We start from the raw sequence: 21,263 nt of genomic DNA, 5'->3' as shown, positions 1-21,263 counted from the left end.
ACCGTACTGAATATTGGTGATCGCGCCAACAAAAACCCTCCGCGCTCCCTCAGTTTTTGCACAGCTCCGTGCCCGCACGACCGTCACAGCCCGGTGGTACGTTCACGACGTGCCCCGTGACCCCACTCCACCCGCCGACGACACCCGCCTCGGGATCGCGCTCAGCGGTGGCGGCGCGTTCGGCGCGGCGCACGTCGGGGTGCTGCAGGTGCTCGAGGAACGCGGCATCCGTCCCCACGTCGTGACGGGCACCAGCTCCGGCGCGCTCGTGGGCTGCGCCTTCGCCGCCGGCCTCGACGGTGCCGAGATCGAGCAGATCGCGCGCCGCTTCCGGTGGAGCCGCATCGCGGCCTGGACCTTCCAGCCGAGGTGGGGACTCCTCGATACGCGCGTCGTCACCGACGCCATCCACCGGCTGCTCGGCGAGGATCCCCGCATCGAAGACCTCCCCCGTCGGTTCGGCGCGGTCGCGACCGATCTGCGGACGCGCCAGGCCGTCACGATCGACCACGGTCCGCTGAGTGCGGCCCTGCGGGCGTCGATCGCCGTGCCGGGCCTGCTCCCGCCGGTGCGCCTCGGCGGCCGGCTGCTGGCCGACGGCGGGATGGTCGACAACGTGCCGCACTCGGCCGCCCGAAAGCTCGGCGCCGATCGCGTGATCGTCGTGCACCTGCACGCGAAGTGGGAGAACGTGCGGATGATGCGCACGAGCACGAAGATCTCCGAGCTCATCGCCGACCCGTCGACGGTGCTGATCCAGCCCGAGATGGAGCGCATGGCGCAATGGTCCATGCGGGACGTCCCCCGTCTCATCGCCGAAGGCCGTCGCGCGGCGACCGCGGCCCTCGGCACAATGGGCGCGCGGCTCGACGCGACGCACCCCGCTCCCCTCACGAAAGGCGACCGGTGAAACTCCTCCTCACATCCGGCGGCATCACCAACGCATCGATCCGCGAGGCACTCGTCGAGCTGCTCGGCAAGCCCATCGAGGAGTCCGACGCGCTCTTCGTCCCGACGGCGCAGTGGGGTCAGCCCGCGTGCTCGCCGCAGTCGGTCTGGAGGTCGACGGCGGCGGCCTGGCCCGGCGAGCAGAGCCTCGTCGGCCTCGGCTGGAAATCGGTCGGCGTCCTCGAGCTCACCGCGCTGGAGAGCATCGGCGAAGACCGCTGGGTTCCGTGGGTCCGCGACGCCGACGTACTGCTGGTCGACGGCGGCGAAGCCGTCTACCTCGCGCGATGGATGCGGCGATCCGGCCTGGCCGCGCTGCTCCCGTCGCTCCCCGACACGGTGTGGGTGGGCGTCAGCGCCGGCAGCATGGTGATGACTCCGCGCATCGGTCCGGAGTTCGTCGACCAGGAGCCCGGGGGCACCGACGAGACGCTCGGCGTCGTCGACTTCTCGATCTTCCCCCACCTCGACTACCCCGGGTGGACGTCGAACACGACGGAGGCCGCGCACCGCTGGGCGGCGAAGATCGGGCACCCGGCCTACGCCATCGACGAGCAGACGGCGATCGCCGTGGTGGACGGCAGCATCCGCGTCATCTCCGAGGGCACGTGGGAGCTCCTCAACGCCGAAGCATGACGCCCGGGGCATGAGTCCGGCGAGGCACCGGCAGAAAGGGTGAAGCGGTCCGGGAATCAGGGGGTGATCCGGACCGCTTCCCCTACCAGATCCGTCGCGCTGAAGAGTCGGGCGAGCGGGGGGCCGGCAGGTGTGAGGCTCTGGGGAAGCCTCGAGCAACACCGTATATGCGACAGAATGCACAACCCGTGCACGACACGACCAGCCTTTTTCGGCGTGGCGGGAACCCGCCACGCCGATTCCCGCCACCACGGACCACGGGATCGAGAGGTGCGGGAGCCCGGTGTGCGCAGCGAACGCCTCGACCAGGGTCAGCCGGGGAGGACCGCGTCGCCGACCCTCACGACGGCCGCGTCAGGCGATGCGGCGAGGTCGGGAACGAGCCACACGCCGAACCACGTCTTCCCGTCCCACCGCCGGTGCTTCGCGAGGGTCCGTATCGGCTCTTTGCCGCGGGCGAGCGTGTCGGGGTCGATCGTCGTCATGACGCACCGGTCGCACACGCCGCTCACGCGGAAGCGCACGGCGCCGAGCGTCACGAAGGGCCAGGCGTCCTCGGCGAACGGGTCATCGGGGTCGCCGTCGATGCTCACGTTCGGGCGGAAGCGCAGGATGTCGAGCTCGGCCGTCTCGTCGTCCGTCCAGCGGTTCAGCTGGGCCATCGACGACTCGCTCACCAGCAGCAGTGGGCCCACGTCCGCCAGCGACACGCGATCACCCGGCAGCCCGCCGTGCGCGGGGTTGACCGTGCGCACCCGCGGGTCGCTCTGCCACACCAGGCGCGCCGGACGGCCGATCCGCGCGCTCACCCAGTCGTCGGCGTCGGCACCGGCCGGCAGAGCCGAGCCCTGCCGGGAGTGACCGACCGAGACGGGCGCGGCATCCCTCGGCTCGCGGATGCGCAGCGCACCGCCGGCGCGGTCGCCGAGCATCAGCGCACCGTCGTCGCCGATCACCGCCGTCAGACCCAGCAGCGCGTTGGCCTCGCGGGCGGTGATGGGCTCCCCGTCGGGATCGACGACGCCCCAGCGACGGTCGCCGGCGAGCCCCCACGGCTGGACGGTCGCGGCGTCGACGTCGAACCCGGCCAACGACTTCACCGGATACGTGCGAACCCTGGTCACCTGCACGCGAGAACGCTACCGCCCGGATGTGCGCGGCATCCGCCCCTCGCCGCGAAGCGCGCGGTTCTCCGGAGATCTGCGGTTCTCCGGATCGCACAGCCCGATCTGGCCCGCGAAACCGCCGATCTCCTCAGAACTGCCGAGCGGATGCCGGGGCTCGGCCCTGCACAGACGGACTCCCAGAGGCTCAGGCGATGCGCGAGCCGCCGAGCATGCGGATGCCGCGGGTCAGAGCCCTTCGGCGATCTCCTTGATCGCCGCCAGGCGGCGGTCCCACTCGACGCCGACGGCATCGAGTCGGCGCGCGGTCGCACTCAACTGGGCACCGATGATGCGATAGCGCACCTCGCGGCCGACGCGCACGGACTCGACGAGTCCCACCTCCTGCAGCACGGCGAGGTGCTTCGCGATGGCCTGGCGCGTGACCGGGAGCCGCCCGGCGAGGGCGGACGCCGACGCGTCGCCCTCCCCGAGCGCAGCCAGGATGCTCCACCGGGTCTCGTCGCCGAGTGCGGCGAACACCGGAACCAGCGTCGCTGTCGTCACGAGCCGCTCTCGAGCAGGGCGACGAGCTTGTCGAGCTCGCCGTTCCAACCATCACGGTGGTCGACGAGGTTCGCCGCGGGGTCGGACGTGTTCTCGAAGCCCGTCTCGACGACCGTCAGCTCGGTGCCGCCTTCGACCTCGACGAGCGTGAAGGTGAAGACGGTCGAGCGGGCGTCGTCGAGTGTGTCGGGGACCACGCCGCTGGCGTCGTCGTTGCCCCATCGGTACGAGACGAGCCGCAGTTCGTCGATCGCCTCGATGCGGACCGGGATCGGGTCGCGATCGGGCCAGGTCAGGGTTCCGAGGGCACCGGCGTGCGTGCCCTCGAACGCTGCCTGCCCGAACCACCTCGAGATGTGCGCGGGTTCGGTGACCGCCTGCCACACCTTGTGCACCGGAGCGGCGATGCGGATCGTTCGCCGCACGGTGAAGGCGGAGTCGTCGACGACCGAGGACGGGTTGACTGTCATGCTCACGATGATCGTTCCTCTCTCCGCAGACATGCAACCTGTGTGTTGCACTTTATCTGCACCGCAAGGATGACACGAGTGGCGAAGAATAGCAACCCTATGGTTGCACTTCTGAGGTCGTCACGCGATGCGAGTGCCCGGAGGCAACCGGCGAGCCGGGGTGTTCGTGCGCGACCACGCCCACCACAGCAGTCCCGCCGCGAGGAGGAGCTGCAGGCTCAGGCCGACGAACCAGCTCGGGGTCGACTGCGCGATGATCTCCTCGGGCGTGGGCTGCTGATCCTCCAACGACTCGGGACTGCACTCGTCCCACGTCACCTCGGCCGCCGGCGGCTGCTGGGCAGCGCGGACGCCCAGCTTGATCTGCCCGAAGAGGTCGACCGGGTATCCGCTCGAGTCGAACGTCGTCGGGGTCGCGTCGGCGAGAATCACGAACGGATTCGCCGCGAGGACCCACCAGACGCGATCGAACCGCACCACCTCGTTCGTGTACGTGGTCCATTCGCCGCACTCCGGCGTCGGATCCTGCACGCACGGGTAGTCATCGGTCGGCGTCTCACCGGGCATGCACGGGAACTCGCCGTCCTCGTACGACTCCCAGTCGATCGACCGGTTGTTGTACGTCTGTTCGGTGCGCATGGTGGCTCCGACGAGCGCGAACGCGATCGGCGTGCCGATCACGAGCGCCGCGACCACGAGGTACGTCGTCGCGACCGAGAACAGCGGCCGCGCGATGATGCCGCTCAGCGCGACGCCGATGGCGGCGATGATGCCGACCTCGACGATCAGCACGAGCAGCGAGACCGCGATGGTCGCGGCATCCGCTCCCCCGGACAGGGTCGCGATCACGAGGAACGGGATCGAGACCGCGACGAACGCGAGGCCGGTGATCCACGCCGCGAGGAACTTGCCGACGAGGATGTCGGCGGTCGTCGCGAGCGTCACCTGCACCGGCGCGAGCGTCGCGGCGTCGCGATCGCCGTTGATCGAGTTGCCGCTGAGGGTCGGCGAGACCAGGACGACGAGCAGCAGGGTGATGTAGACGATCGTCGAGAAAATCGCCGATCCCTGCTCCCGCGACGACCAGCTGAAGGCCATGAACGACAGCGCCGTCACGATCACGAGCAGGAGCGCGAAGACACCGAGCAGGACGTACCAGGCGACGCTGCGCGTGCGCTGCGTCAATTCGAGGCGGACGATGGTGCCGAGGCGCTGAGCGTTCACGGGGCGACCTCCTCGTCGGCGTCGGGACGGTCGGCGGATGCCTCGGGAAGAGTCGTCGGCGGCAGGGCACCCGGCGGAGCGGCGTCCGGAGGAGCCGCGGGAGGCACCCCCTTGCCGAGATCGAGGAACGTGTGCTCGAGGCTGCCCTGCGCGGCCGCGAACTCCGCCACCGCGAGACCCGCGCTCACCAGCGCGTGCAGCGCACGCGCCGCCGCCTCGTCGGACTCGAAGTCGACGATGACGTCGCGACGGTCGACGCGGGCGACGGAGCCGAGGGCTTCTGCGATCTGCGGGGCGGCGGCGGATGCCTCGGCCCCGGCGATCCGCACGCGCCACGGGCGGGCCCGGCGTGCGGCCGCTTCCACACGGCGGGTGTCGACGGTCTCGCCCTCGAGCAGGAAGACCGCATCGTCGACGACCTCTTCGAGCTCGCTCAGGATGTGGCTCGACACGAGCACCGTGCGCCCTTCTGCCGCGAAGCGCCGCAGCAGCACCCGCAGATCGATGCGGGCCTGCGGGTCCAGACCGGACGCGGGCTCGTCGAGCAGCAGCACGCGCGGCTCGTGGACGAGTGCGCGGGCGAGGCCGAGACGCTGCTTCTGCCCGCGGGAGAGCACCTTCGCGGCTGAGTCGGCGAGCCCGGTCAGCCCCACCTCGGCGAGCAGGGCCTCGGCGCGTGCGGCGGCGACGGGCTTCGGCATCCCGTACAGCTGCCCCGTCACGACGAGCGTCTCGCGCGAGGTCAGCGATCCCCACGCGCCCAGCGCGTCGGGCATCCAGCCGATGAGCGCCCGCGCGGCGTGCGGGTCGGTGACGGGGTCGACGCCCTCGATCCGGATCGAGCCGGCGTCGGGCGCGAGGAGCGATGCGAGCATGAGGAGAAGAGTGGTCTTGCCCGAGCCGTTGGGTCCGACGAGCCCCGTCACACGGCCGGCGTGCGCCTGCAGCGTCACGCTGCGCACCGCCTGGATCTCACCGAACGAGCGACGGACTCCTTGCGCGACGATGCCGGGGGAAGTCATGGGACTCACCATCTCATACCGCTCTCGCGGGATCGTCAGGAACCGAAGAACGCCACGCCGAGGTCGGGATGGTCGACGAAGACGCCGTCGATTCCGGCATCCCTGATCACGGCCCACTCCGCCTGCCAGTCACCGAAGGCGGCCGGCTCGCCCCGCCGACGGAACTGCCCGATGAGGAAGCTGTTCTCGGGCCGGCACGTCCAGGTGAACACGCGAAGACCCCGTTCGTGCGCGTCCGCGACGACCGTCGAGCTGCCGAGGCGGCCCAGCTTGTCGGGTGCCAGGATCATGCGCTTGTCGACGCTGATGCCGTCGACACGACCGACGAGTCCGTCGAGCCCCTTCGGCGCGGCGGTCTGCTTGTAGGTGAGCGCCGCCCTGCCCTGCTGCGACAGGAGATCGAAAGGGCGGCCGGCGGCTTCGAGCAGATAGATGTAGGACGCTCGGATGCCGCGCTCCTGCAGCCGGAAGAGCACCGTGGACTCGAACGACTCGATGGTGAGCGGAAGGGCACCCGCGGCCCACCCGGCCGCGCGCAGCTCGGCGTCCACGAGCTCGGCGATGTCCCACCCGAGCGAGGCGAAGTAGGTGGCGTGCTTGATCTCGAGCACCACGCCGATCTCACGTCCCTGCGCGAGCGAGGCGTCGCGCACGAGGTCGAGGACGTCGCGCAGTCGCAGCACCGGCTGCAGGTCGTCGAACGTCGCGCTCGACGGGCGCAGCGCGGGCAGCCGTTCGCGGCATCCGAGCGTCGACAGCTCGTCCCACGTGAAGTCCTCGGTGAACCAGCCGGTCAGCTCGGCGCCGTCGACGGTCTTCGTGGTGCGGCGGTCCTTGTACTCCAGGCGGTCCGCGATGTCGGTCGTGCCCGAGATCTCGTTCTCGTGGCGCACCACGAGCACGCCGTCCGACGACACGACGATGTCGGGCTCCACGCCGTCGACGCCGAGCTCGAGGGCGAGGTCGTACGACGATCGCGAGTGCTCGGGGCGATACCCCGGGGCGCCGCGATGACCGATCACGAGCGGGGTCCGGCGCGGCATCGTTCCAGGGTACCCGCGGCGCTGCGACCCGGCCGGACGCGGCATCCGCTCAAAGCCGTCTCACAGCCCGCAGACTCCATCGACTTCGCGACGTCGGATAATGTTGATCAACAGCACCGTGCTGTGCAACCCGTGACTTGGAGTGTGAGAGCAGTGGCCCTCGACAACCCCGCGTTCAACAACCCGGCCTTCCAGGATTCGAAGGCCGCCAAGACCTACCCCGGTCGCCCCGGACTCCAGCCCCCCGCAGCGCAGACGCAGACCGCCTCGGCGCAGCACGCCGGAGTGGATGCCGCAGCCCAGGCTCAGCTCGAGGGAATGTACGCTGCCCCGTCGGCCGGCGCCATCGAGACCGACCGCATGACGATCGAGGACACGATCTGGAAGACGGTCGGACTCTTCGCCGTCCTCCTCGTGACCGCCGTCGCCGGCTGGGTCTGGACCATGTCCCCCGTCGCCGAGACCGGCCAGCCCACGCTGATGCCGTGGATCATCGGCCTGATGGGCGGCTTCGTGCTCTCGCTCGTCGTGATCTTCACCTCGCGCAAGAAGATCCGCCCGGCGCTCATCTTCGGCTACGCCGCCTTCGAGGGACTGTTCGTCGGCGGGATCTCGGCGTTCTTCGAGATCCAGTGGGAGGGCATCGTCCTGCAGGCGACGCTCGGCACCCTGTCGGTCGTCGGTGTGACGCTCGCCCTGTTCGCGAGCGGCAAGATCCGCGCCTCGAAGAAGGCCACCAAGGTCTTCATGATCGCGATGGTCGGCTACCTGGTCTTCTCGCTGCTGAACCTCGTCCTCGTGTGGACCGGTGTGAACTCCGACCCCTGGGGCCTGCTCGGCACCTCGATCGGCATCGGCGGCTTCAGCATCCCGCTGGGCCTCATCATCGGCGTCCTCGTCGTCATCATGGCCGCGTACTCGCTCGTGCTGGACTTCGATTCGATCCAGCAGGGTGTGCGCAACGGCGCTCCCCGTCAGTACGGCTGGCTCGGCGGCTTCGGCATCATGGTGACCGTCGTCTGGCTCTACATCGAGATCCTGCGCATCATCGCGATCGTCCGCGGCAGCAACTAGCCGCAGCGTCTTCTCGAACGGCCGTCCGGTTCTCCGGGCGGCCGTTTCGCATGCCCGGCACCACCGACACTCGAGTCGCCAAGACACGCCGGTGGCACGCGTCGGATGCCGGCCTGTCTTGGCAACTCGCCGACATCGAACGGCCGCGGCGGCCGTTCTGCTCTGAGCGGAACGGGGCGCCGGCTCGGCATCCGCGTTCTATCGTGACCGCATGGCCGAGATCATCCCGCTGCCGACGAAGCCCGCGCCGCGCTCGCCCCGCTCGCCGCGTGAGCCCGAACCGCTGTGGCGCGATGCGCTCGGCGACCAGCTGCGCCGCCTGCGGCACGAGCGCGGCGAGCGCCTGGCCGACACCGCCGAGCGGGCAGGCGTGTCGCCGCAGTATCTGTCCGAGATCGAGCGCGGACTCAAGGAGCCCTCGAGCGAGATGATCGCCGCCGTCGCCGGGGCGCTCGACGTCACCCTCGTCGAGCTGACCGCCGCCGTCGCCGACGAGCTGCGCGACCACGCCGCCGCCCGCGCCGCCGCGCACGCCGTCGTCGGCACTCGCGCGGCATACTCCCTCGCCGCCTGACCCGGGTTCGGGGCGGCATTCGTCCGTCGGGGCGGACGATATGCGCCCCAACGGACGAGATCCGCCCCACGCTCGACCTCTGGCCCGGCGCCCGGCCTCTGGCGCGGCCCGGGCCTGGCCCGCGTCGGCGGGCGGCGCTAGCGTGGGGCGGGTGAGCCCAGCCCGCAAGGAAGTCTTCCTCGACGTCGAGGGGCACGAGGTGCGGGTGTCGAGCCCCGACAAGATCGTCTTCCCGCAGCCGGGCATCACCAAGCTCGAGATCGTGCAGTACTACCTCGCCGTCGCCGAGGGCGCGCTGCGCGGGGCGGGCGGTCGGCCGATGGTGCTGAAGCGCTTCGTGAAGGGCATCGATCAGGAGGCGTTCTTCCAGAAGCGCGTGCCCGAGAACCATCCCGAGTTCGTCGACACCGCGACGCTCCAGTACGCACGCGGCACGTCCGCCGAAGAGGCGGTGATCCGGGATGCCGCAGGCCTGGCGTGGGTCGTGAACCTGGGGTGCCTCGACCTCAACCCGCACCCGGTGCGGGCCGAGGACCTCGACCACCCCGACGAGCTGCGCATCGACCTCGACCCCATGCCCGGCGTGGACTGGTCGCAGATCGTCGACGTCGCGATGGTGGCCCGGGAGGTGCTCGACGACGTCGGACTCGTGGGCTGGCCCAAGACGAGCGGTTCGCGCGGCCTGCACATCCTCGTGCGCATCGCACCGGAGTGGGACTACAAGCAGGTGCGCCTCGCGGCCGAGACCCTCGCCCGCGAAGTCGAGAACCGCGCACCGGGGCTCGCCACGGCCCGGTGGTGGAAGGAGGAGCGCGGCGAGAGCGTGTTCGTCGACTTCAACCAGAACGCGAAGGATCGCACGGTGGCATCTGCCTACTCGATCCGCCCACTGCCCGACGCGCGCGTCTCGACGCCGATGGAGTGGGACGAGGTCGGCGTCCGCCGGCCCGAGGAGTTCACGATCGCGTCGGTGAGGGAGCGCTTCGCCGCGATCGGCGACCCCCACCGCGGCATCGACGAGGCGGTCGGCAGCCTCGAGGGGCTGCTCGCCCTGGCCGAGCAGCTCGGCCCCGCCGAGAAGCCGCCGCGCGCCGGCGACGGCGAGGGCCGCCGGCAGTCCACGATGCCGCTCATCGAGATCGCGCGCACCAAGACCAAGCCGGAAGCGCTCGACGCACTCGAGGAGTGGCAGGCGAAGCATCCGTCCACCTCGGGCCTGCTCCACCCCGCCGACGTCCTCGTCGACGGCATGCGCGGATCGAGCTCGCTCTGGTATCGCGTGCGCGTCAACCTGCAGCACGTGCCCGAGTCCGAGCGCCCCGAGCAGGAGGCGCTGATCGCCGACTACGACCCCTGGGCCGGCAGGGTGTGGCCGGGTCGACCAGACGCGGGTTAGCGCGTCGCCGCGAGCCGAGCGAGCCCGTACTCGAAGGCTTCGTCCACGTCGCCGCCGAGGCGGAACGCGCCGGAGAGCTCCATGTTGACGAACCCGGTCGCCCAGGCGGTGAGCAGCCGCGCCTCCTCGAGCGCCCGCGCCTCGCCCACCGCTGCGCGGGCGCCGCGCAGCACGGGTTCACTGGCGCGCCGGAGGGCCTCGTCGCTCCCCGAGATCGAATACATGAGCCGGAAGGCCTCGGGGTTCGCGTGGGCGAAGGCGCGGTAGGCGCGCGCCAGCGCCGGGAGAGAGCCATCGGATGCTGCGAGCCGGCCACCCAGGTCGTCCACACCGGACTCTGCGACGAGGCGAAGGAGCGCATCGCGGTCGCGCACGCGCTTGTAGAGCGAAGGAGCACGCACGCCCACCCGCTCGGCGACGGCCTGCATGGTGACCCTGGAGGGGCCGCCGAGTTCGAGCAGCTGCCTGCCCGCCTCGACGATCGCGGCCAGGGATGTGCGGTCGGGTGTCGGCATCCGATCCTCCTTCATGGCTATTGACGTAAGCTATGATAGCTATGTACCATAGCCTACACGCAAGCTCGGAGGAATCTCATGCGACTCGGCCCACATCTTCACCGCATCGGCAATGACGTCGTCGCCGCCTACCTCGTGGTCACGCCGGAGGGGGTCACCCTGATCGACGCCGGGCTGCCCGGACACTGGGACGACCTGCAGACGGAGCTCGCCGCGATCGATCGCACCCCGGCCGACGTGAAGGGGCTGGTGCTGACCCACGGCGACAGCGACCACATCGGGTTCGCCGAGCGACTGCGTCGCGAGCACGGGGTTCCCGTCTACGTCCACACCGCCGATGCCGACCGCGCCCGCGGCGGCGACAAGCCGAAGACGTCGATGGGACCGATGCGCCTCGGACCGACGTTCGGCTTCTTCACCTATGCCCTGCGCAAGCGCGGCTGGCGCACCGAGTACCTCACCGAGGTGATCGAGGTCGGCGACGGCGACGTGCTCGACCTACCCGGCGCCCCACGCGTGATCGCGCTTCCCGGCCACTCCCCGGGAAGCATCGCGGTGCACGTCCCGGCCGCCGAGGCCGTGTTCGTCGGCGATGCCCTGACGACGCGGCACGTCCTCACCGGGGCGACCGGCCTGCAGCCGGCGCCGTTCACCGACGAGCCCGACCGCGCACTCGACTCGCTCGACCGCCTCGCCGGACTCGGTGCGACCTGGGTGCTGCCCGGTCACGGCGCGCCGTGGCAGGGCTCACCGGACGACGTCGCCGCCGCCGTCCGCGCCGCGCGGCCCTGACCGGCGGGGCTCCCCGCCTCACCCCCCCTGCCTCACCCGCGCGCGGCGTGCGCAACGTCGGCATTCCGCCCATGACGCGCCCAGACACGTGTCATCCCGCGCCCGGATCGGCCTCATCGCCGACGTTGTGCACGGCCGCCGCCGTCCGCGCCGCGCGGCCCTGACCGCCTCGGGCGGCCCGGCCGGTCCGCTCACCGCTCCTCGAGCACGCGGTCCGCGAGGCCGTACGCGACCGCGTCGACGGCGGTGAAGACGCGGTCGCGGTCGGTGTCGGACCGCAGCCGCGCGGCATCCTTCCCCGTGTGCCGCGCGAGGATCGCCTCGACGTCCCCGCGCACGCGGACCAGCTCGTCGGCCTGCAGGATGAGATCCGGAATCGCTCCCCTGCCCTGCCCGGCCGGCTGATGAAGCACCACACGAGCGTGCGGCAGCACCGCGCGCTTGCCGGCCGCGCCCGCCGCGAGCATCACCGCACCGACGCCGATCGCCTGACCGACGACGGTGGTCGCGACATCCGGCCGCACGTGCTGCATGGTGTCGTACACCGCGAGCATCGCGGCCGGGTCGCCGCCCTCGCAGTTGATGTACAGCTGGATGTCGCGCTCGGGACTGTCGGCATCGAGGTGGAGCAGCTGGGCGATCAGCGCGTTCGCGACACCCGCGTCGATGCCGGTGCCGAGGTACACCACGCGCTCTGACAGCAGGTGCGAGTAGACGTCCATGACGCGGTCGCCGCGGGGATGCTGCGCCACGACGTTCGGGATCGTGTACGAGCTCATGCCGCCACCTCCGCCGGGCCGAGACCGAGACCTGCGGGCCGGCGGCGCCGCGACACGACCTGCGCGAAGTCGTCGACGATGCCGTCGATGAATCCGTAGTCCAGCGCCTCAGCGGCCGTGTACCAGCGGTCGTGCAGCGAGTCCTCGAAGATGCGATCGAGGTCCTGCCCGGTGTCTTCAGAGATGAGCCCGAGCACCGTGTCGCGCATGTGGCGCAGGTCGTCGGCCTGCACCTCGACGTCGACGGTCGACCCCCCGATGCCCGACGATCCCTGGTGCATGAGGATCCTCGCGTGCGGGAGCGCCCGGCGCTTCCCGCGCGTGCCGGCGGAGAGCAGGAACTGCCCGGCGCTGCAGGCGAGCCCCAGCGCGAGGGTCGCGACATCGTTCGGGATCAGCCGCATGATGTCGCGGATCGCGAGCATCGACGGCACCGAACCACCGGGCGAGTGGATCCACAGTGCGATATCGGATGCCTCGTCCTCGGCGGCCAGCGCGAGCAGCTGCGTCGCGATGAGGGTGCCGTTGTCGTCGTCGAGCGGACCGTCCAGCACGAGCACGCGCTGATGGAACAGCTCGCGTCGCGCCTCGGCCCCGAACTGGGGGATCCTGCCTTCTTCAGCCATGGCCCCAGCCTGCGCGCGGCGGCGGGGCGCGGCATCCGATTCCGCCGTGGGCGGCTCCGCCCTCGGCGGATCGAGGGGGTCAGACCCGGCGCGACGGGGCGGCGAGCACGTCGGCCACGGCCTGGGCGAGGGCCTCCGTGACTCGGTCGGGATCGACCCGCCGTGCCATCTGCGCGGCCTCGCGCGACAGGCGAGCGTGCTCCTCGGGGTCGGCGATCACCCGCACGATCGCGGCGGCGAGGGCGGTCTCGTCGCCGTCGGGCACGAGCACCCCGCCGCCGTTCGCGAGATGGTCGCGTGGACCGTAGGGCACGTCGTACGCGACGACGGGGGTCCCGCGCACCATCGCCTCGACGATCGCGAGCGCCTGACCCTCGAACGCCGAGGTCGTGAGGAAGGCGGATGCCGCATCCAGCACGCGCTCGGGCTCTCCGGTGATCCCGCGCAGCACGACGTGAGCGGTCAGCCCGAGCTCCTCGATGAGCGCCTGCAGCGCGTCGTGCTCGGCGCCGCCGCCGTAGATGTCGAGCGTCGCGTGCGGGACGGCCTCGAGCACGCCGCGGAACGCGCGGATCGCGTGGTCCACGCGCTTGCCCGGTGCGAGCCGGTTGAGCATGACGACGCGGCCCGGCACGCGCTCGGACCCGGGGACGACGGTGGAGGCCGCGGGCACGCCGGCCGGGATCACGAGGTGCACGCCCTCCTCGCCGAAGCGCTGGATGACGTCGGATCGCTGCGCCTCGCTCAGCCAGAGCACGGCATCGAATCGCTCGGCGAGCGTGAACCAGCGGGTCCAGAGCGGGTTGAGCGGCGCGTCGGGCGTGTGCGGCGGCTCGAGGTGGATCGTGTGGATGGAGTGGATCAGCCGCACCCCGGGATCGCTCCACCCGGCGATGAGCTCGCCGAGCTGCCGGGATTCGCAGATCACGACGACGGGCGTGTCGCCGGATGCTGCGCGCAGCTGCGCCACGACGTCGGCGAGCCACGCACGGTACAGGGCGCCGAACCCGGCGACGACTCCCGCGACGGCGCCGTCCCGCCCGTACACGGCGACGGGTGCGGAGGTGATGTGCCAGTCGGGGTCGCCGTGGATCACCGGCAGCCCCACGATCGGACGCCCTTCGGCGTCGTCGACGCGCCGGTACTCGAGCGCCGGGTCGGGCCCGCCGGTCTCCGCGGCCTCGAGCAGCCACGCGGCCGCGCCGCCGGAGGGAGCGGATGCCTCGTCGAAGAGATTCCGCATGCGGTCGGGGCCGACGATCAGCTCTCGCTCGTCGAAGGCGCGGCGGTGGCGCGCATGGTCGGCCGGCGTCCCGGGGTCGAACGTGAGGATGAGCGGGCCGCGTCCGCCGTCGACACCCGCCGCCGCCATCTGGCGCGCCCGCGACAGGATGGCCATCGCGTACCCGCCGTCGTGGTCGGGGATCAGCCTGCTCGACAGGATCAGGTACGAGGCATCCGGAAACGTCGTCACACCCGGCTCACTCCCACTCGATGGTGCCCGGCGGCTTCGAGGTCACATCGAGCACGACGCGGTTCACCTCGCGCACCTCGTTCGTGATGCGATTCGAGATGCGGGCGAGCACGTCGTAGGGCAGGCGGGTCCAGTCGGCGGTCATCGCGTCTTCGGACGACACCGGGCGCAGCACGATCGGGTGGCCGTAGGTGCGGCCGTCGCCCTGCACGCCGACGGAGCGCACGTCAGCCAGCAGCACCACCGGGCACTGCCAGATCTCGCCGTCGAGCCCGGCGCGCGTCAGCTCCTCGCGGGCGATCGCGTCGGCGTCACGCAGAATCTCGAGGCGGTCAGCGGTGACTTCGCCCACGATCCGGATGCCGAGACCGGGGCCCGGAAACGGCTGGCGGCCCACGATCACCTCCGGAAGGCCGAGCTCGCGGCCGATCGCGCGGACCTCGTCCTTGAAGAGGGTGCGCAGCGGCTCGACGAGCTCGAACTGCAGGTCTTCGGGGAGACCGCCGACGTTGTGGTGCGACTTGATGTTCGCCGTGCCCGTGCCGCCGCCGGACTCGACGACGTCCGGATAGAGCGTGCCCTGCACGAGGAAGCGGATCGGCTCTCCGTCGGCGGCTGCCTCTGCCACGAGCGCCTTCTCGGCGGCCTCGAACGAGCGGATGAATTCGCGGCCGATGATCTTGCGCTTCTGCTCGGGATCACTCACTCCCGCCAGCGCGTTCAGGAACTGCTCGCGCGCGTCGATGGTGACCAGGCGCACACCGGTCGAGGCGACGTAGTCCTGTTCGACCTGCTCCCGTTCGTCCTTTCGCAGCAGACCGTGGTCGACGAAGATGCAGACGAGCTGGTCGCCGACCGCCTCGTGCACGATCGCCGCGGCGACGGCCGAATCGACGCCGCCCGACAGCCCGCAGATCACGCGGCCGGTGCCCACCTGCTCGCGGATGCGCTCCACCTGCTCGGCGATGACGTTGCCGCTGTTCCAGTCGGCCGGGAGCCCCGCCGCCTTGTGCAGGAAGTTCTCGATGACCTGCTGGCCGTGGTCGGAGTGCTTCACCTCGGGATGCCACTGCACCCCGTAGAACCGCTTCTCGTCGCTGCCGAACGCCGCGACCTTCGTCGCCGACGTCGACGCGAGCACATCGAAGCCCTCGGGGGCGCGCGAGACCTGGTCGCCGTGGCTCATCCACACGTTCTGATCGGCCGGCTGGCCGCCGAGCAGAACCCCGCCGTCGCCTGTGACCGCGGCATCCGTCGCTCCGTATTCGCGCAAGCCGGTGTTGGCCACCTCGCCACCGAGCGCCTGGGCCATGACCTGGAAGCCGTAGCAGATGCCGAGCGTCGGGATCCCGAGGTCGAAGACGCCGGTGTCGAGTGCCGGCGCGCCCTCCTCGTACACCGACGACGGCCCGCCGGACAGGATGATGCCCACCGGATTCTTGGCCGCGATGTCGGCCGCCGAAGCGGTGTGGGGCACGATCTCGCTGTACACGCCCGCCTCGCGCACGCGACGCGCGATCAGCTGCGCGTACTGCGCGCCGAAATCGACGACGAGGACGGGACGCTGGGAGGTTTCGGTCTGCTCGGTCAACGCTTGTTCTCCGTGGGGATCGCGTGGGTGAGGGTCGAGTGGCCGGCCTGCGAGTGCAGCTCGGCATCCTCGCGCGTCTTCAGGTACGAGGTGACCTCGCGACCGACCTTGGCCTCCATGAAGAACGACAGCAGCGGCACGATGCCGCCGAGCGCCAGGACGATGAACCGGCCGAACGGCCAGCGCATCAGGCTCCACACGCGGAAGCACGAGAAGAGGTAGACGACGTAGAACCAGCCGTGCGCCACGAGGATGAACAGCGACAGGTTGAACCCGTCACCCGTCGAGATCATCTCGCAGTCGTTGGTCATCGGCGCGAACAGCGACCACCACTCGCAGCCGGGCCCGGCGATGACGGGCGCGAACCACAGGAAGCCCCCGGATCCGCCGAGGAACAGCTCGACGTGGATCGGCGTGTACTTCAGGATCATCTCTGCCACGAGCAGCAGCAGCCCGATGCCGGTGATGATCGCGCAGACCTGGTAGAACTTCAGGGCTCCGCGGATGGCCGGGAAGGAGGCGAGCTTCGGGGCGCGGGGCATGGATCCAGTCTAGCCGCGGGATTCCGGCGTGTTTTCCGGAGCGGATGCCTCGTCCGCGGCCTCGTCGAGGAGATCCTCGACCTCCTTCTCCCAGGCGTCACGGGCCAGCCGGTACCAGAGGTAGAAGGCGAAGCCGGCGAAGATCGCCCACTCGGCCGCGTAGAAGATGTTCAGCCAGTTGATCGCCGATCCCTCGTCGGGCGCGGGCGAGGAGATGTCGACGAGCGGAGAGGGGGCCTCCGCAGACGCGACGTAGGGCCGGTAGACGTTGAGCCCCTCGACGTCGTCCCACTGGCCGAGCAGTGCCGCCGGCGACATCCGCGTCAGCGTCTGCGGATCTGCGCGGCGCGGAGGCGGCACGGGCCCTTCGTCGGAGATGAGCCTGCCGGTCACGGTGACCGGCGTCCGGACCGCGGCCGCTGCCCCGCCATCGAACTCTTCCGCGGCAGCCTGCGCCTCGTCGAGAGTCGGCGCCCATCCGAGCGCGACGGCCACCGACGTGGGCTCGTCGGTTCCGGCGATCCGCAGCTGCCCGGTGACCCAGTACCCCTCGACGTCGTCGTTGAATCGCGACGAGACGACGAGGAAGTCGCCGGGCATCCAGAAGCCCTCCACGGTGACCCGCTGCCCCACGACCGGTTCCGGGATGAGCTCCCCCGGCGCCGCGACATCCGCGAGAGGGCGCAGCTCCTCGGTCGCTCCCGGCGGCAGCGGGTCGGTGTCGACGGCGCGGCTCAGCTGCCACTGCCCGAGCCACGCGAAGACCCCGGCGACCAGCAGGCAGAGCAGCAGCATCCCGATCCACTGCGGGCGAAGCATCACCTCGCGCAGCGTCGGCGGGAAGACCGCGGGCACGTCGGCGGCCGCGGGGGACTCGGCGTCCGCAGGCGAAGGCGCCTCCGGTGCCGGCTGAGGATCGGACTCGGTCATCCCGCGCTGTAGGGCGCGACCACGACCTCGACCCGCTGGAACTCCTTGAGGTCGGAGTACCCGGTCGTGGCCATCGACTTGCGCAGGGCGCCGATGAGGTTCGCCGTGCCGTCCGCGACGGGCGCGGGGCCGTACAGGATCTCCTCGAGCGAGGCGACCTGGTCGACCCTCACGCGGCGGCCGCGCGGCAGCTTGGGGTGGTGGGCTTCGGGACCCCAGTGGAAGCCCCGACCCGGAGCATCCGTCGCCCGCGCCAGTGCGACACCGAGCATGACGGCGTCGGCGCCCATCGCGAGCGCCTTGACGATGTCACCCGAGGTGCCCACGCCGCCGTCGGCGATGACGTGCACGTAGCGGCCGCCCGATTCGTCGAGGTAGTCGCGACGCGCACCGGCGACGTCGGCCACGGCGGTGGCCATGGGCGCGTGGAGTCCGAGGGTGGCGCGAGTGGTGGATGCCGCTCCCCCGCCGAAGCCGACGAGAACGCCGGCCGCACCGGTGCGCATGAGGTGGAGGGCGGCGGTGTAGGTCGCGGCACCGCCGACGATGACAGGCACGTCGAGGTCGTAGATGAACTTCTTGAGGTTCAGCGGCTGGTCGACGGACGAGACATGCTCGGCCGACACGGTGGTGCCACGGATCACGAACAGGTCGACCCCCGCCGCGACGACGGTCTCGTAGAGCTCCTGCGTGCGCTGCGGAGTGAGCGCGCCGGCGACCGTGACGCCCGCGGCGCGGATCTCGGCCAGGCGGTCGCGGACGAGCTCGGGCTTGATCGGCTCGGTGTAGAGCTCCTGCATGCGGCGGGTCGCGGCGGCCTTCTCGAGGCCGGCGATCTCGGCGAGCAACGGCGCCGGGTCGTCATAGCGCGTCCACAGGCCCTCGAGGTCGAGCACGCCGAGGCCGCCGAGCTGTCCGAGCATGATCGCCGTCTGCGGACTGACGACGGAGTCCATGGGGGCGCCGAGCACCGGGATGTCGAAGCTGAACGCGTCGATCGTCCACGTGGTCGAGACGTCCTCCGGGTTGCGGGTGCGCCGCGAGGGCACGACCGCGATGTCGTCGAACGTGTACGCGCGGCGTGCGCGCTTGGCGCGGCCGAGTTCGATCTCCATGCTCACGCCCCCCAGCCTACCCGCCGGGCCGATGGGCGCCCGAGACACGAGCTGACGGATACCTCGGGCCGAGGCATCCGTCAGCGCTCGCGCGCGACGCGCGCCTCATCCCAGACCGGCGCGTCGGCCTCGTACACCCGCCCGTCGCCGCCGAAGACCACGAATCGGTCGAAGCTCTTGGCGAGCCAGCGATCGTGGGTCACGGCGAGGACGGTGCCCTCGAACCTCGCCAGGGCGTCCTGCAGCGCCTCGGCCGAGACGAGGTCCAGGTTGTCGGTCGGCTCGTCCAGCAGCAGCAGCGTCGCGCCGGAGAGCTCGAGGAGCAGGATCTGGAACCGCGCCTGCTGGCCGCCCGACAGACTGTCGAACGCCTGCTCCGCCTGGGAGACGAGGCCGTAGCGGTCGAGGGCCGAGCTCGCGGCATCCCTAGGCAGCCCGGCGCGGGCATCCTCGCCGCGGTGCAGGATGTCCAGCAGCGTCCGCCCGGCGAACTCGGGATGCCGATGGGTCTGCGCGAACCACCCCGGCACGACGCGGGCGCCCAGGATCGCGCGGCCCGCGTGGGCCACCGGGTCGAGCCCGGCACCCGTCGTCGTGACGTGGCCGAGCCGGGCGTCGGGGTCGGTGCCGCCGCGCGCGAGGAGCCTCAGGAAGTGCGACTTGCCCGATCCGTTGGATCCGAGCACCGCGACGCGGTCGCCGAACCACACCTCCAGGTCGAACGGCTGCATGAGCCCCGTGAGCTCGAGCCGCTCGGCGACGACCGCGCGCTTGCCCGTGCGGGCGCCCCTCAGCCTCAGCGCGAGGTCCTGCTCGGGCGGACGCTCCTGCGGCGGCCCGGCCTCCTCGAACTTGCGCAGCCGGGTCTGGGCGGCCCGGTACCTCGACGTGAAGGAGTCATTCGCGGTGGCCTTGACCTTGAGCGTCGCGACGAGCGCCTTCAACTTCGCGTGCTGCTCGTCCCACCGCCGGCGCAGCTCGTCGAGGCGCAGCATCCGCTCATCGCGTGCCCGATGGTAGGAGCGGAACCCGCCGCCGTGCACCCAGGCCGTGCTGCCCGCGCCGCCCGCCTCGAGCGTCACGATGCGATCCGCCGCGCGGGCGAGCAGCTCACGATCGTGCGACACGAGCAGCACGGTCTTCGGGGTCTCGCGCAGCCGCTCCTCGAGCCAGCGCTTGCCGGGCACGTCGAGGTAGTTGTCGGGTTCGTCGAGCAGCAGGACCTGGTCGGGCCCGCGCAGCAGCGCCTCGAGCGCGAGCCGCTTCTGCTCTCCCCCCCGACAGCGTCGTCAGCTCGCGGAACCGGGCACGCGGGAACGGGATGCCGAGCGCGGCGGTCGTGCAGGTGTCCCACACGGTCTCGTACTCGTACCCGCCGGCCTCGGCGTAGTCGGCGAGCGCTCCGGCGTACCTCATCTGCGTCTCGAGGTCGTCGCGTTCGATGATCGCGGCCTCGGAGTCCTCGAGCTCCCGCGCGGCGCGGCGGACGCGGTCGGGGGCGACCGCGATGAGAAGGTCGTGCACGGTCTGCCCGGCGACGCCGTGGCCGACGAACTGGTCCATGACTCCGAGCCCGCCGTCGATCGACACGACTCCCGAGTGCGGCGCGATCTCGCCGCGCACGATCCGCAGCAGCGTCGTCTTGCCGGCGCCGTTCTGGCCGATGAGGGCGGTGGTCGACCCCTCACCGACGCGGAACGACACCTCGTCCAGCAGTGGCCGGCCGTCCGGCAGCGCGTACGAGACGGCGGCGATGTCGATGTAGCCCACGGTCTTTCCCTGTCTGCTCCGCGCGGCACCGGCGCCGGAGGGGAGCCGACCAGACTACCTCAGCGGCTCAGGCGGCCGGCGCGGCGTAGCGGCCGGACTTGATCGCGCGCTCGCGCGCCTTGGCCGCCTCGGTCTCGCGGTTCTTCGGCGGCGCCACGGCGACGAGATCGTCGAGCAGGTGCTGCGTGATGTGGGAGATCTCGTGCACCGCGCGGTCGAAGGCTTCCTGGTTGGCCTTGGACGGCTTCGTCGTGCCCGCGATCTTGCGCACGTACTGGAGCGCCGCGGCGTGGACCTCGTCGGAGGATGCGGCGGGCTCGAAGTTGTGGAGTGTGTGGATGTTCCGGCACATGCCCCCGACCCTACGCCGGGGACGGTCTGCACGGAACGTCCGCGGACTCACCAGCGGTCGGCGCCGCGCGGGAGAACCTCGAGGATGTGGGGCAGCTCGGTGGGGAAGCATGACCGGAAGAGTTCGGTGATCTGCGGGTCCGATCCGTAGTCGTCGACGATGCGCAGCCCGATCATCGTGCTGATCAGCATCCCCTCGGCCATGAATGCGCGAGCCTCATCCGCATCGAGGCCCATCTCGTCGCGGAAGAAGCGCCACACGTTCGCGAAGCCCTTGCGCGCGGCCGCCCCGATCACGGGATGGCTGCCGAGCAGGTAGGCGTGCGCGAGCGTCTGGTGCAGACCGCGCACCGCCAGAAGGTCGACATATGCCTGGCCGATCCGCTGGGCGGCGGCCTTCTCCTCCGTGATGCCGGGCTCGCGTGCGGCGCCGGTGTCGGCGAGGGCCGCGCGGAAGCCCGCGAGCATACGGGCGAGGGCGTCCTCGATCGCCGCGAGGAACAGGTTCTCCTTCGAGCCGAAGAGCCGCACCACATAGGGCTGGCTGACGCCCGCGGCGCGCGCGACCTCGTCGGTCGTGGCTCCTTCGTACCCCCGCGCGCCGAAGACGGCGAGCGCGGCGACGAGGATCTGGCGGCGTCGCTCGACGGAGGACAGCCGCTTTCCCGCGTGTGTCTGGGCGACCGCCGCCTTGTCGTCCACGCTCGCTGAAGTCATCTCC

22 protein-coding genes and 1 pseudogene are annotated in these 21,263 nt (G+C 71.1%); 6 read left to right on the top strand and 17 right to left on the bottom strand.

The window, feature by feature from the left end:
* Positions 1-109: 109 nt before the first annotated feature.
* Together ASD93_RS01315 and ASD93_RS01310 are read left to right on the top strand one after the other, a co-directional pair.
* Positions 110-910 (top strand): patatin-like phospholipase family protein, encoded by an 801-nt coding sequence (locus tag ASD93_RS01315; RefSeq protein ID WP_056117837.1) that lies wholly within the window; start codon positions 110-112, stop codon positions 908-910.
* Positions 907-1,584 carry a Type 1 glutamine amidotransferase-like domain-containing protein gene (locus tag ASD93_RS01310; protein ID WP_056117835.1) on the top strand — a complete coding sequence of 226 codons (678 nt, stop codon included), beginning with the start codon at positions 907-909 and terminating at the stop codon, positions 1,582-1,584. The genes ASD93_RS01315 and ASD93_RS01310 overlap by 4 nt, the downstream gene beginning before the upstream one ends.
* A gap of 311 nt (positions 1,585-1,895) precedes the next feature.
* Here ASD93_RS01310 and ASD93_RS01305 read toward each other — a convergent pair whose 3' ends face one another.
* From ASD93_RS01305 to ASD93_RS01280, 6 genes are all read right to left on the bottom strand, one after another.
* Positions 1,896-2,714 carry an MOSC domain-containing protein gene (locus ASD93_RS01305; RefSeq protein ID WP_056117833.1) on the bottom strand — a complete coding sequence of 273 codons (819 nt, stop codon included), beginning with the start codon at positions 2,712-2,714 and terminating at the stop codon, positions 1,896-1,898.
* A 222-nt stretch (positions 2,715-2,936) separates the two neighbouring features.
* Positions 2,937-3,254, bottom strand: a complete 318-nt coding sequence (locus ASD93_RS01300) for an ArsR/SmtB family transcription factor (RefSeq protein ID WP_056117831.1) — start codon at positions 3,252-3,254, stop codon at positions 2,937-2,939.
* Positions 3,251-3,724 (bottom strand): SRPBCC domain-containing protein, encoded by a 474-nt coding sequence (locus ASD93_RS01295; protein ID WP_235566872.1) that lies wholly within the window; start codon positions 3,722-3,724, stop codon positions 3,251-3,253. The genes ASD93_RS01300 and ASD93_RS01295 overlap by 4 nt, the downstream gene beginning before the upstream one ends.
* 120 nt (positions 3,725-3,844) lie before the next feature.
* The gene (locus ASD93_RS01290; protein ID WP_056117827.1) at positions 3,845-4,948 is read right to left on the bottom strand and encodes an ABC transporter permease; all 1,104 of its coding nucleotides are present in this window, start codon (positions 4,946-4,948) and stop codon (positions 3,845-3,847) included.
* Complete coding sequence (locus ASD93_RS01285; protein WP_056117824.1) at positions 4,945-5,970, bottom strand: ABC transporter ATP-binding protein; 1,026 nt, start codon at positions 5,968-5,970, stop codon at positions 4,945-4,947. Before ASD93_RS01285 ends, ASD93_RS01290 begins: the two co-directional genes overlap by 4 nt.
* 35 nt (positions 5,971-6,005) lie before the next feature.
* Positions 6,006-7,013 carry a glycerophosphodiester phosphodiesterase family protein gene (locus tag ASD93_RS01280; protein ID WP_056117817.1) on the bottom strand — a complete coding sequence of 336 codons (1,008 nt, stop codon included), beginning with the start codon at positions 7,011-7,013 and terminating at the stop codon, positions 6,006-6,008.
* Positions 7,014-7,166: 153 nt separating this feature from the next.
* Between ASD93_RS01280 and ASD93_RS01275 the strand changes: the two genes are divergently transcribed.
* From ASD93_RS01275 to ligD, 3 genes are all read left to right on the top strand, one after another.
* Complete coding sequence (locus ASD93_RS01275) at positions 7,167-8,087, top strand: Bax inhibitor-1/YccA family membrane protein (protein WP_056117816.1); 921 nt, start codon at positions 7,167-7,169, stop codon at positions 8,085-8,087.
* Positions 8,088-8,298: 211 nt separating this feature from the next.
* On the top strand, positions 8,299-8,661 hold the full coding sequence (locus ASD93_RS01270; RefSeq protein WP_056117813.1) for a helix-turn-helix domain-containing protein: 363 nt from the start codon (positions 8,299-8,301) through the stop codon (positions 8,659-8,661).
* A gap of 151 nt (positions 8,662-8,812) precedes the next feature.
* On the top strand, positions 8,813-10,057 hold the full coding sequence (gene ligD, locus ASD93_RS01265; RefSeq protein ID WP_056117811.1) for a non-homologous end-joining DNA ligase: 1,245 nt from the start codon (positions 8,813-8,815) through the stop codon (positions 10,055-10,057).
* On the opposite strand, the gene ASD93_RS01260 is transcribed toward ligD, so the two are convergent.
* A complete protein-coding gene (locus ASD93_RS01260) occupies positions 10,054-10,572 on the bottom strand; it encodes a TetR/AcrR family transcriptional regulator (RefSeq protein ID WP_056117808.1) in 519 nt (172 codons plus the stop codon). The two genes, ligD and ASD93_RS01260, sit on opposite strands and share 4 nt — an antisense overlap.
* 78 nt (positions 10,573-10,650) lie before the next feature.
* Here ASD93_RS01260 and ASD93_RS01255 point away from each other — a divergent pair, with 78 nt between their 5' ends.
* A complete protein-coding gene (locus ASD93_RS01255) occupies positions 10,651-11,364 on the top strand; it encodes an MBL fold metallo-hydrolase (protein WP_056117806.1) in 714 nt (237 codons plus the stop codon).
* A 191-nt stretch (positions 11,365-11,555) separates the two neighbouring features.
* On the opposite strand, the gene ASD93_RS01250 is transcribed toward ASD93_RS01255, so the two are convergent.
* The 10 genes and pseudogenes from ASD93_RS01250 to ASD93_RS01205 all read right to left on the bottom strand — a co-directional run bounded on the left by ASD93_RS01250 (position 11,556) and on the right by ASD93_RS01205 (position 21,259).
* A complete protein-coding gene (locus ASD93_RS01250; protein WP_056117804.1) occupies positions 11,556-12,143 on the bottom strand; it encodes a ClpP family protease in 588 nt (195 codons plus the stop codon).
* Positions 12,140-12,769, bottom strand: coding sequence for a ClpP family protease (locus tag ASD93_RS01245; RefSeq protein ID WP_056117802.1), 630 nt, complete (start codon positions 12,767-12,769; stop codon positions 12,140-12,142). Before ASD93_RS01245 ends, ASD93_RS01250 begins: the two co-directional genes overlap by 4 nt.
* Positions 12,770-12,848: 79 nt before the next feature.
* On the bottom strand, positions 12,849-14,243 hold the full coding sequence (locus tag ASD93_RS01240) for a glycosyltransferase (protein ID WP_056117800.1): 1,395 nt from the start codon (positions 14,241-14,243) through the stop codon (positions 12,849-12,851).
* 7 nt (positions 14,244-14,250) lie between these two features.
* A complete protein-coding gene (guaA, locus tag ASD93_RS01235; RefSeq protein WP_056117798.1) occupies positions 14,251-15,834 on the bottom strand; it encodes a glutamine-hydrolyzing GMP synthase in 1,584 nt (527 codons plus the stop codon).
* Complete coding sequence (locus ASD93_RS01230; RefSeq protein WP_056117796.1) at positions 15,831-16,376, bottom strand: DUF3817 domain-containing protein; 546 nt, start codon at positions 16,374-16,376, stop codon at positions 15,831-15,833. The genes guaA and ASD93_RS01230 overlap by 4 nt, the downstream gene beginning before the upstream one ends.
* 9 nt (positions 16,377-16,385) lie before the next feature.
* Positions 16,386-17,195 (bottom strand): SURF1 family protein, encoded by an 810-nt coding sequence (locus ASD93_RS01225; RefSeq protein WP_082569151.1) that lies wholly within the window; start codon positions 17,193-17,195, stop codon positions 16,386-16,388.
* Positions 17,196-17,302: 107 nt separating this feature from the next.
* Positions 17,303-18,421, bottom strand: a complete 1,119-nt coding sequence (locus tag ASD93_RS01220) for a GuaB3 family IMP dehydrogenase-related protein (protein WP_056119027.1) — start codon at positions 18,419-18,421, stop codon at positions 17,303-17,305.
* An 80-nt stretch (positions 18,422-18,501) separates the two neighbouring features.
* A pseudogene (locus ASD93_RS01215) lies at positions 18,502-20,191 on the bottom strand (ABC-F family ATP-binding cassette domain-containing protein).
* A gap of 67 nt (positions 20,192-20,258) precedes the next feature.
* Positions 20,259-20,543, bottom strand: a complete 285-nt coding sequence (locus tag ASD93_RS01210) for a DUF2277 domain-containing protein (protein ID WP_056117792.1) — start codon at positions 20,541-20,543, stop codon at positions 20,259-20,261.
* A gap of 47 nt (positions 20,544-20,590) precedes the next feature.
* Positions 20,591-21,259, bottom strand: coding sequence for a TetR/AcrR family transcriptional regulator (locus ASD93_RS01205; RefSeq protein ID WP_157536831.1), 669 nt, complete (start codon positions 21,257-21,259; stop codon positions 20,591-20,593).
* Between the last annotated feature and the right edge of the window lie 4 nt (positions 21,260-21,263).

The organism is Microbacterium sp. Root180 (genome assembly GCF_001428485.1).
In the GTDB taxonomy this organism is placed as follows: domain Bacteria; phylum Actinomycetota; class Actinomycetes; order Actinomycetales; family Microbacteriaceae; genus Microbacterium.
Note: the sequence above shows the minus strand (reverse complement) of the source record. Positions and strands in the feature narration are given on the sequence as shown.

What these genes read in the sequence shown, in the direction of transcription:
- ASD93_RS01260 (WP_056117808.1), bottom strand. Translation starts at nt 10,572, where the DNA reads ATGCCGACACCCGACCGCACATCCCTGGCCGCGATCGTCGAGGCGGGC.
- ASD93_RS01285 (WP_056117824.1), bottom strand. Translation starts at nt 5,970, where the DNA reads ATGACTTCCCCCGGCATCGTCGCGCAAGGAGTCCGTCGCTCGTTCGGT.
- ASD93_RS01220 (WP_056119027.1), bottom strand. Translation starts at nt 18,421, where the DNA reads ATGGAGATCGAACTCGGCCGCGCCAAGCGCGCACGCCGCGCGTACACG.
- ASD93_RS01245 (WP_056117802.1), bottom strand. Translation starts at nt 12,769, where the DNA reads ATGGCTGAAGAAGGCAGGATCCCCCAGTTCGGGGCCGAGGCGCGACGC.
- ASD93_RS01210 (WP_056117792.1), bottom strand. Translation starts at nt 20,543, where the DNA reads ATGTGCCGGAACATCCACACACTCCACAACTTCGAGCCCGCCGCATCC.
- ASD93_RS01295 (WP_235566872.1), bottom strand. Translation starts at nt 3,724, where the DNA reads ATGACAGTCAACCCGTCCTCGGTCGTCGACGACTCCGCCTTCACCGTG.
- ASD93_RS01230 (WP_056117796.1), bottom strand. Translation starts at nt 16,376, where the DNA reads ATGCCCCGCGCCCCGAAGCTCGCCTCCTTCCCGGCCATCCGCGGAGCC.
- ASD93_RS01205 (WP_157536831.1), bottom strand. Translation starts at nt 21,259, where the DNA reads ATGACTTCAGCGAGCGTGGACGACAAGGCGGCGGTCGCCCAGACACAC.
- ASD93_RS01255 (WP_056117806.1), top strand. Translation starts at nt 10,651, where the DNA reads ATGCGACTCGGCCCACATCTTCACCGCATCGGCAATGACGTCGTCGCC.
- ASD93_RS01280 (WP_056117817.1), bottom strand. Translation starts at nt 7,013, where the DNA reads ATGCCGCGCCGGACCCCGCTCGTGATCGGTCATCGCGGCGCCCCGGGG.
- ASD93_RS01270 (WP_056117813.1), top strand. Translation starts at nt 8,299, where the DNA reads ATGGCCGAGATCATCCCGCTGCCGACGAAGCCCGCGCCGCGCTCGCCC.
- ASD93_RS01250 (WP_056117804.1), bottom strand. Translation starts at nt 12,143, where the DNA reads ATGAGCTCGTACACGATCCCGAACGTCGTGGCGCAGCATCCCCGCGGC.
- ASD93_RS01225 (WP_082569151.1), bottom strand. Translation starts at nt 17,195, where the DNA reads ATGCTTCGCCCGCAGTGGATCGGGATGCTGCTGCTCTGCCTGCTGGTC.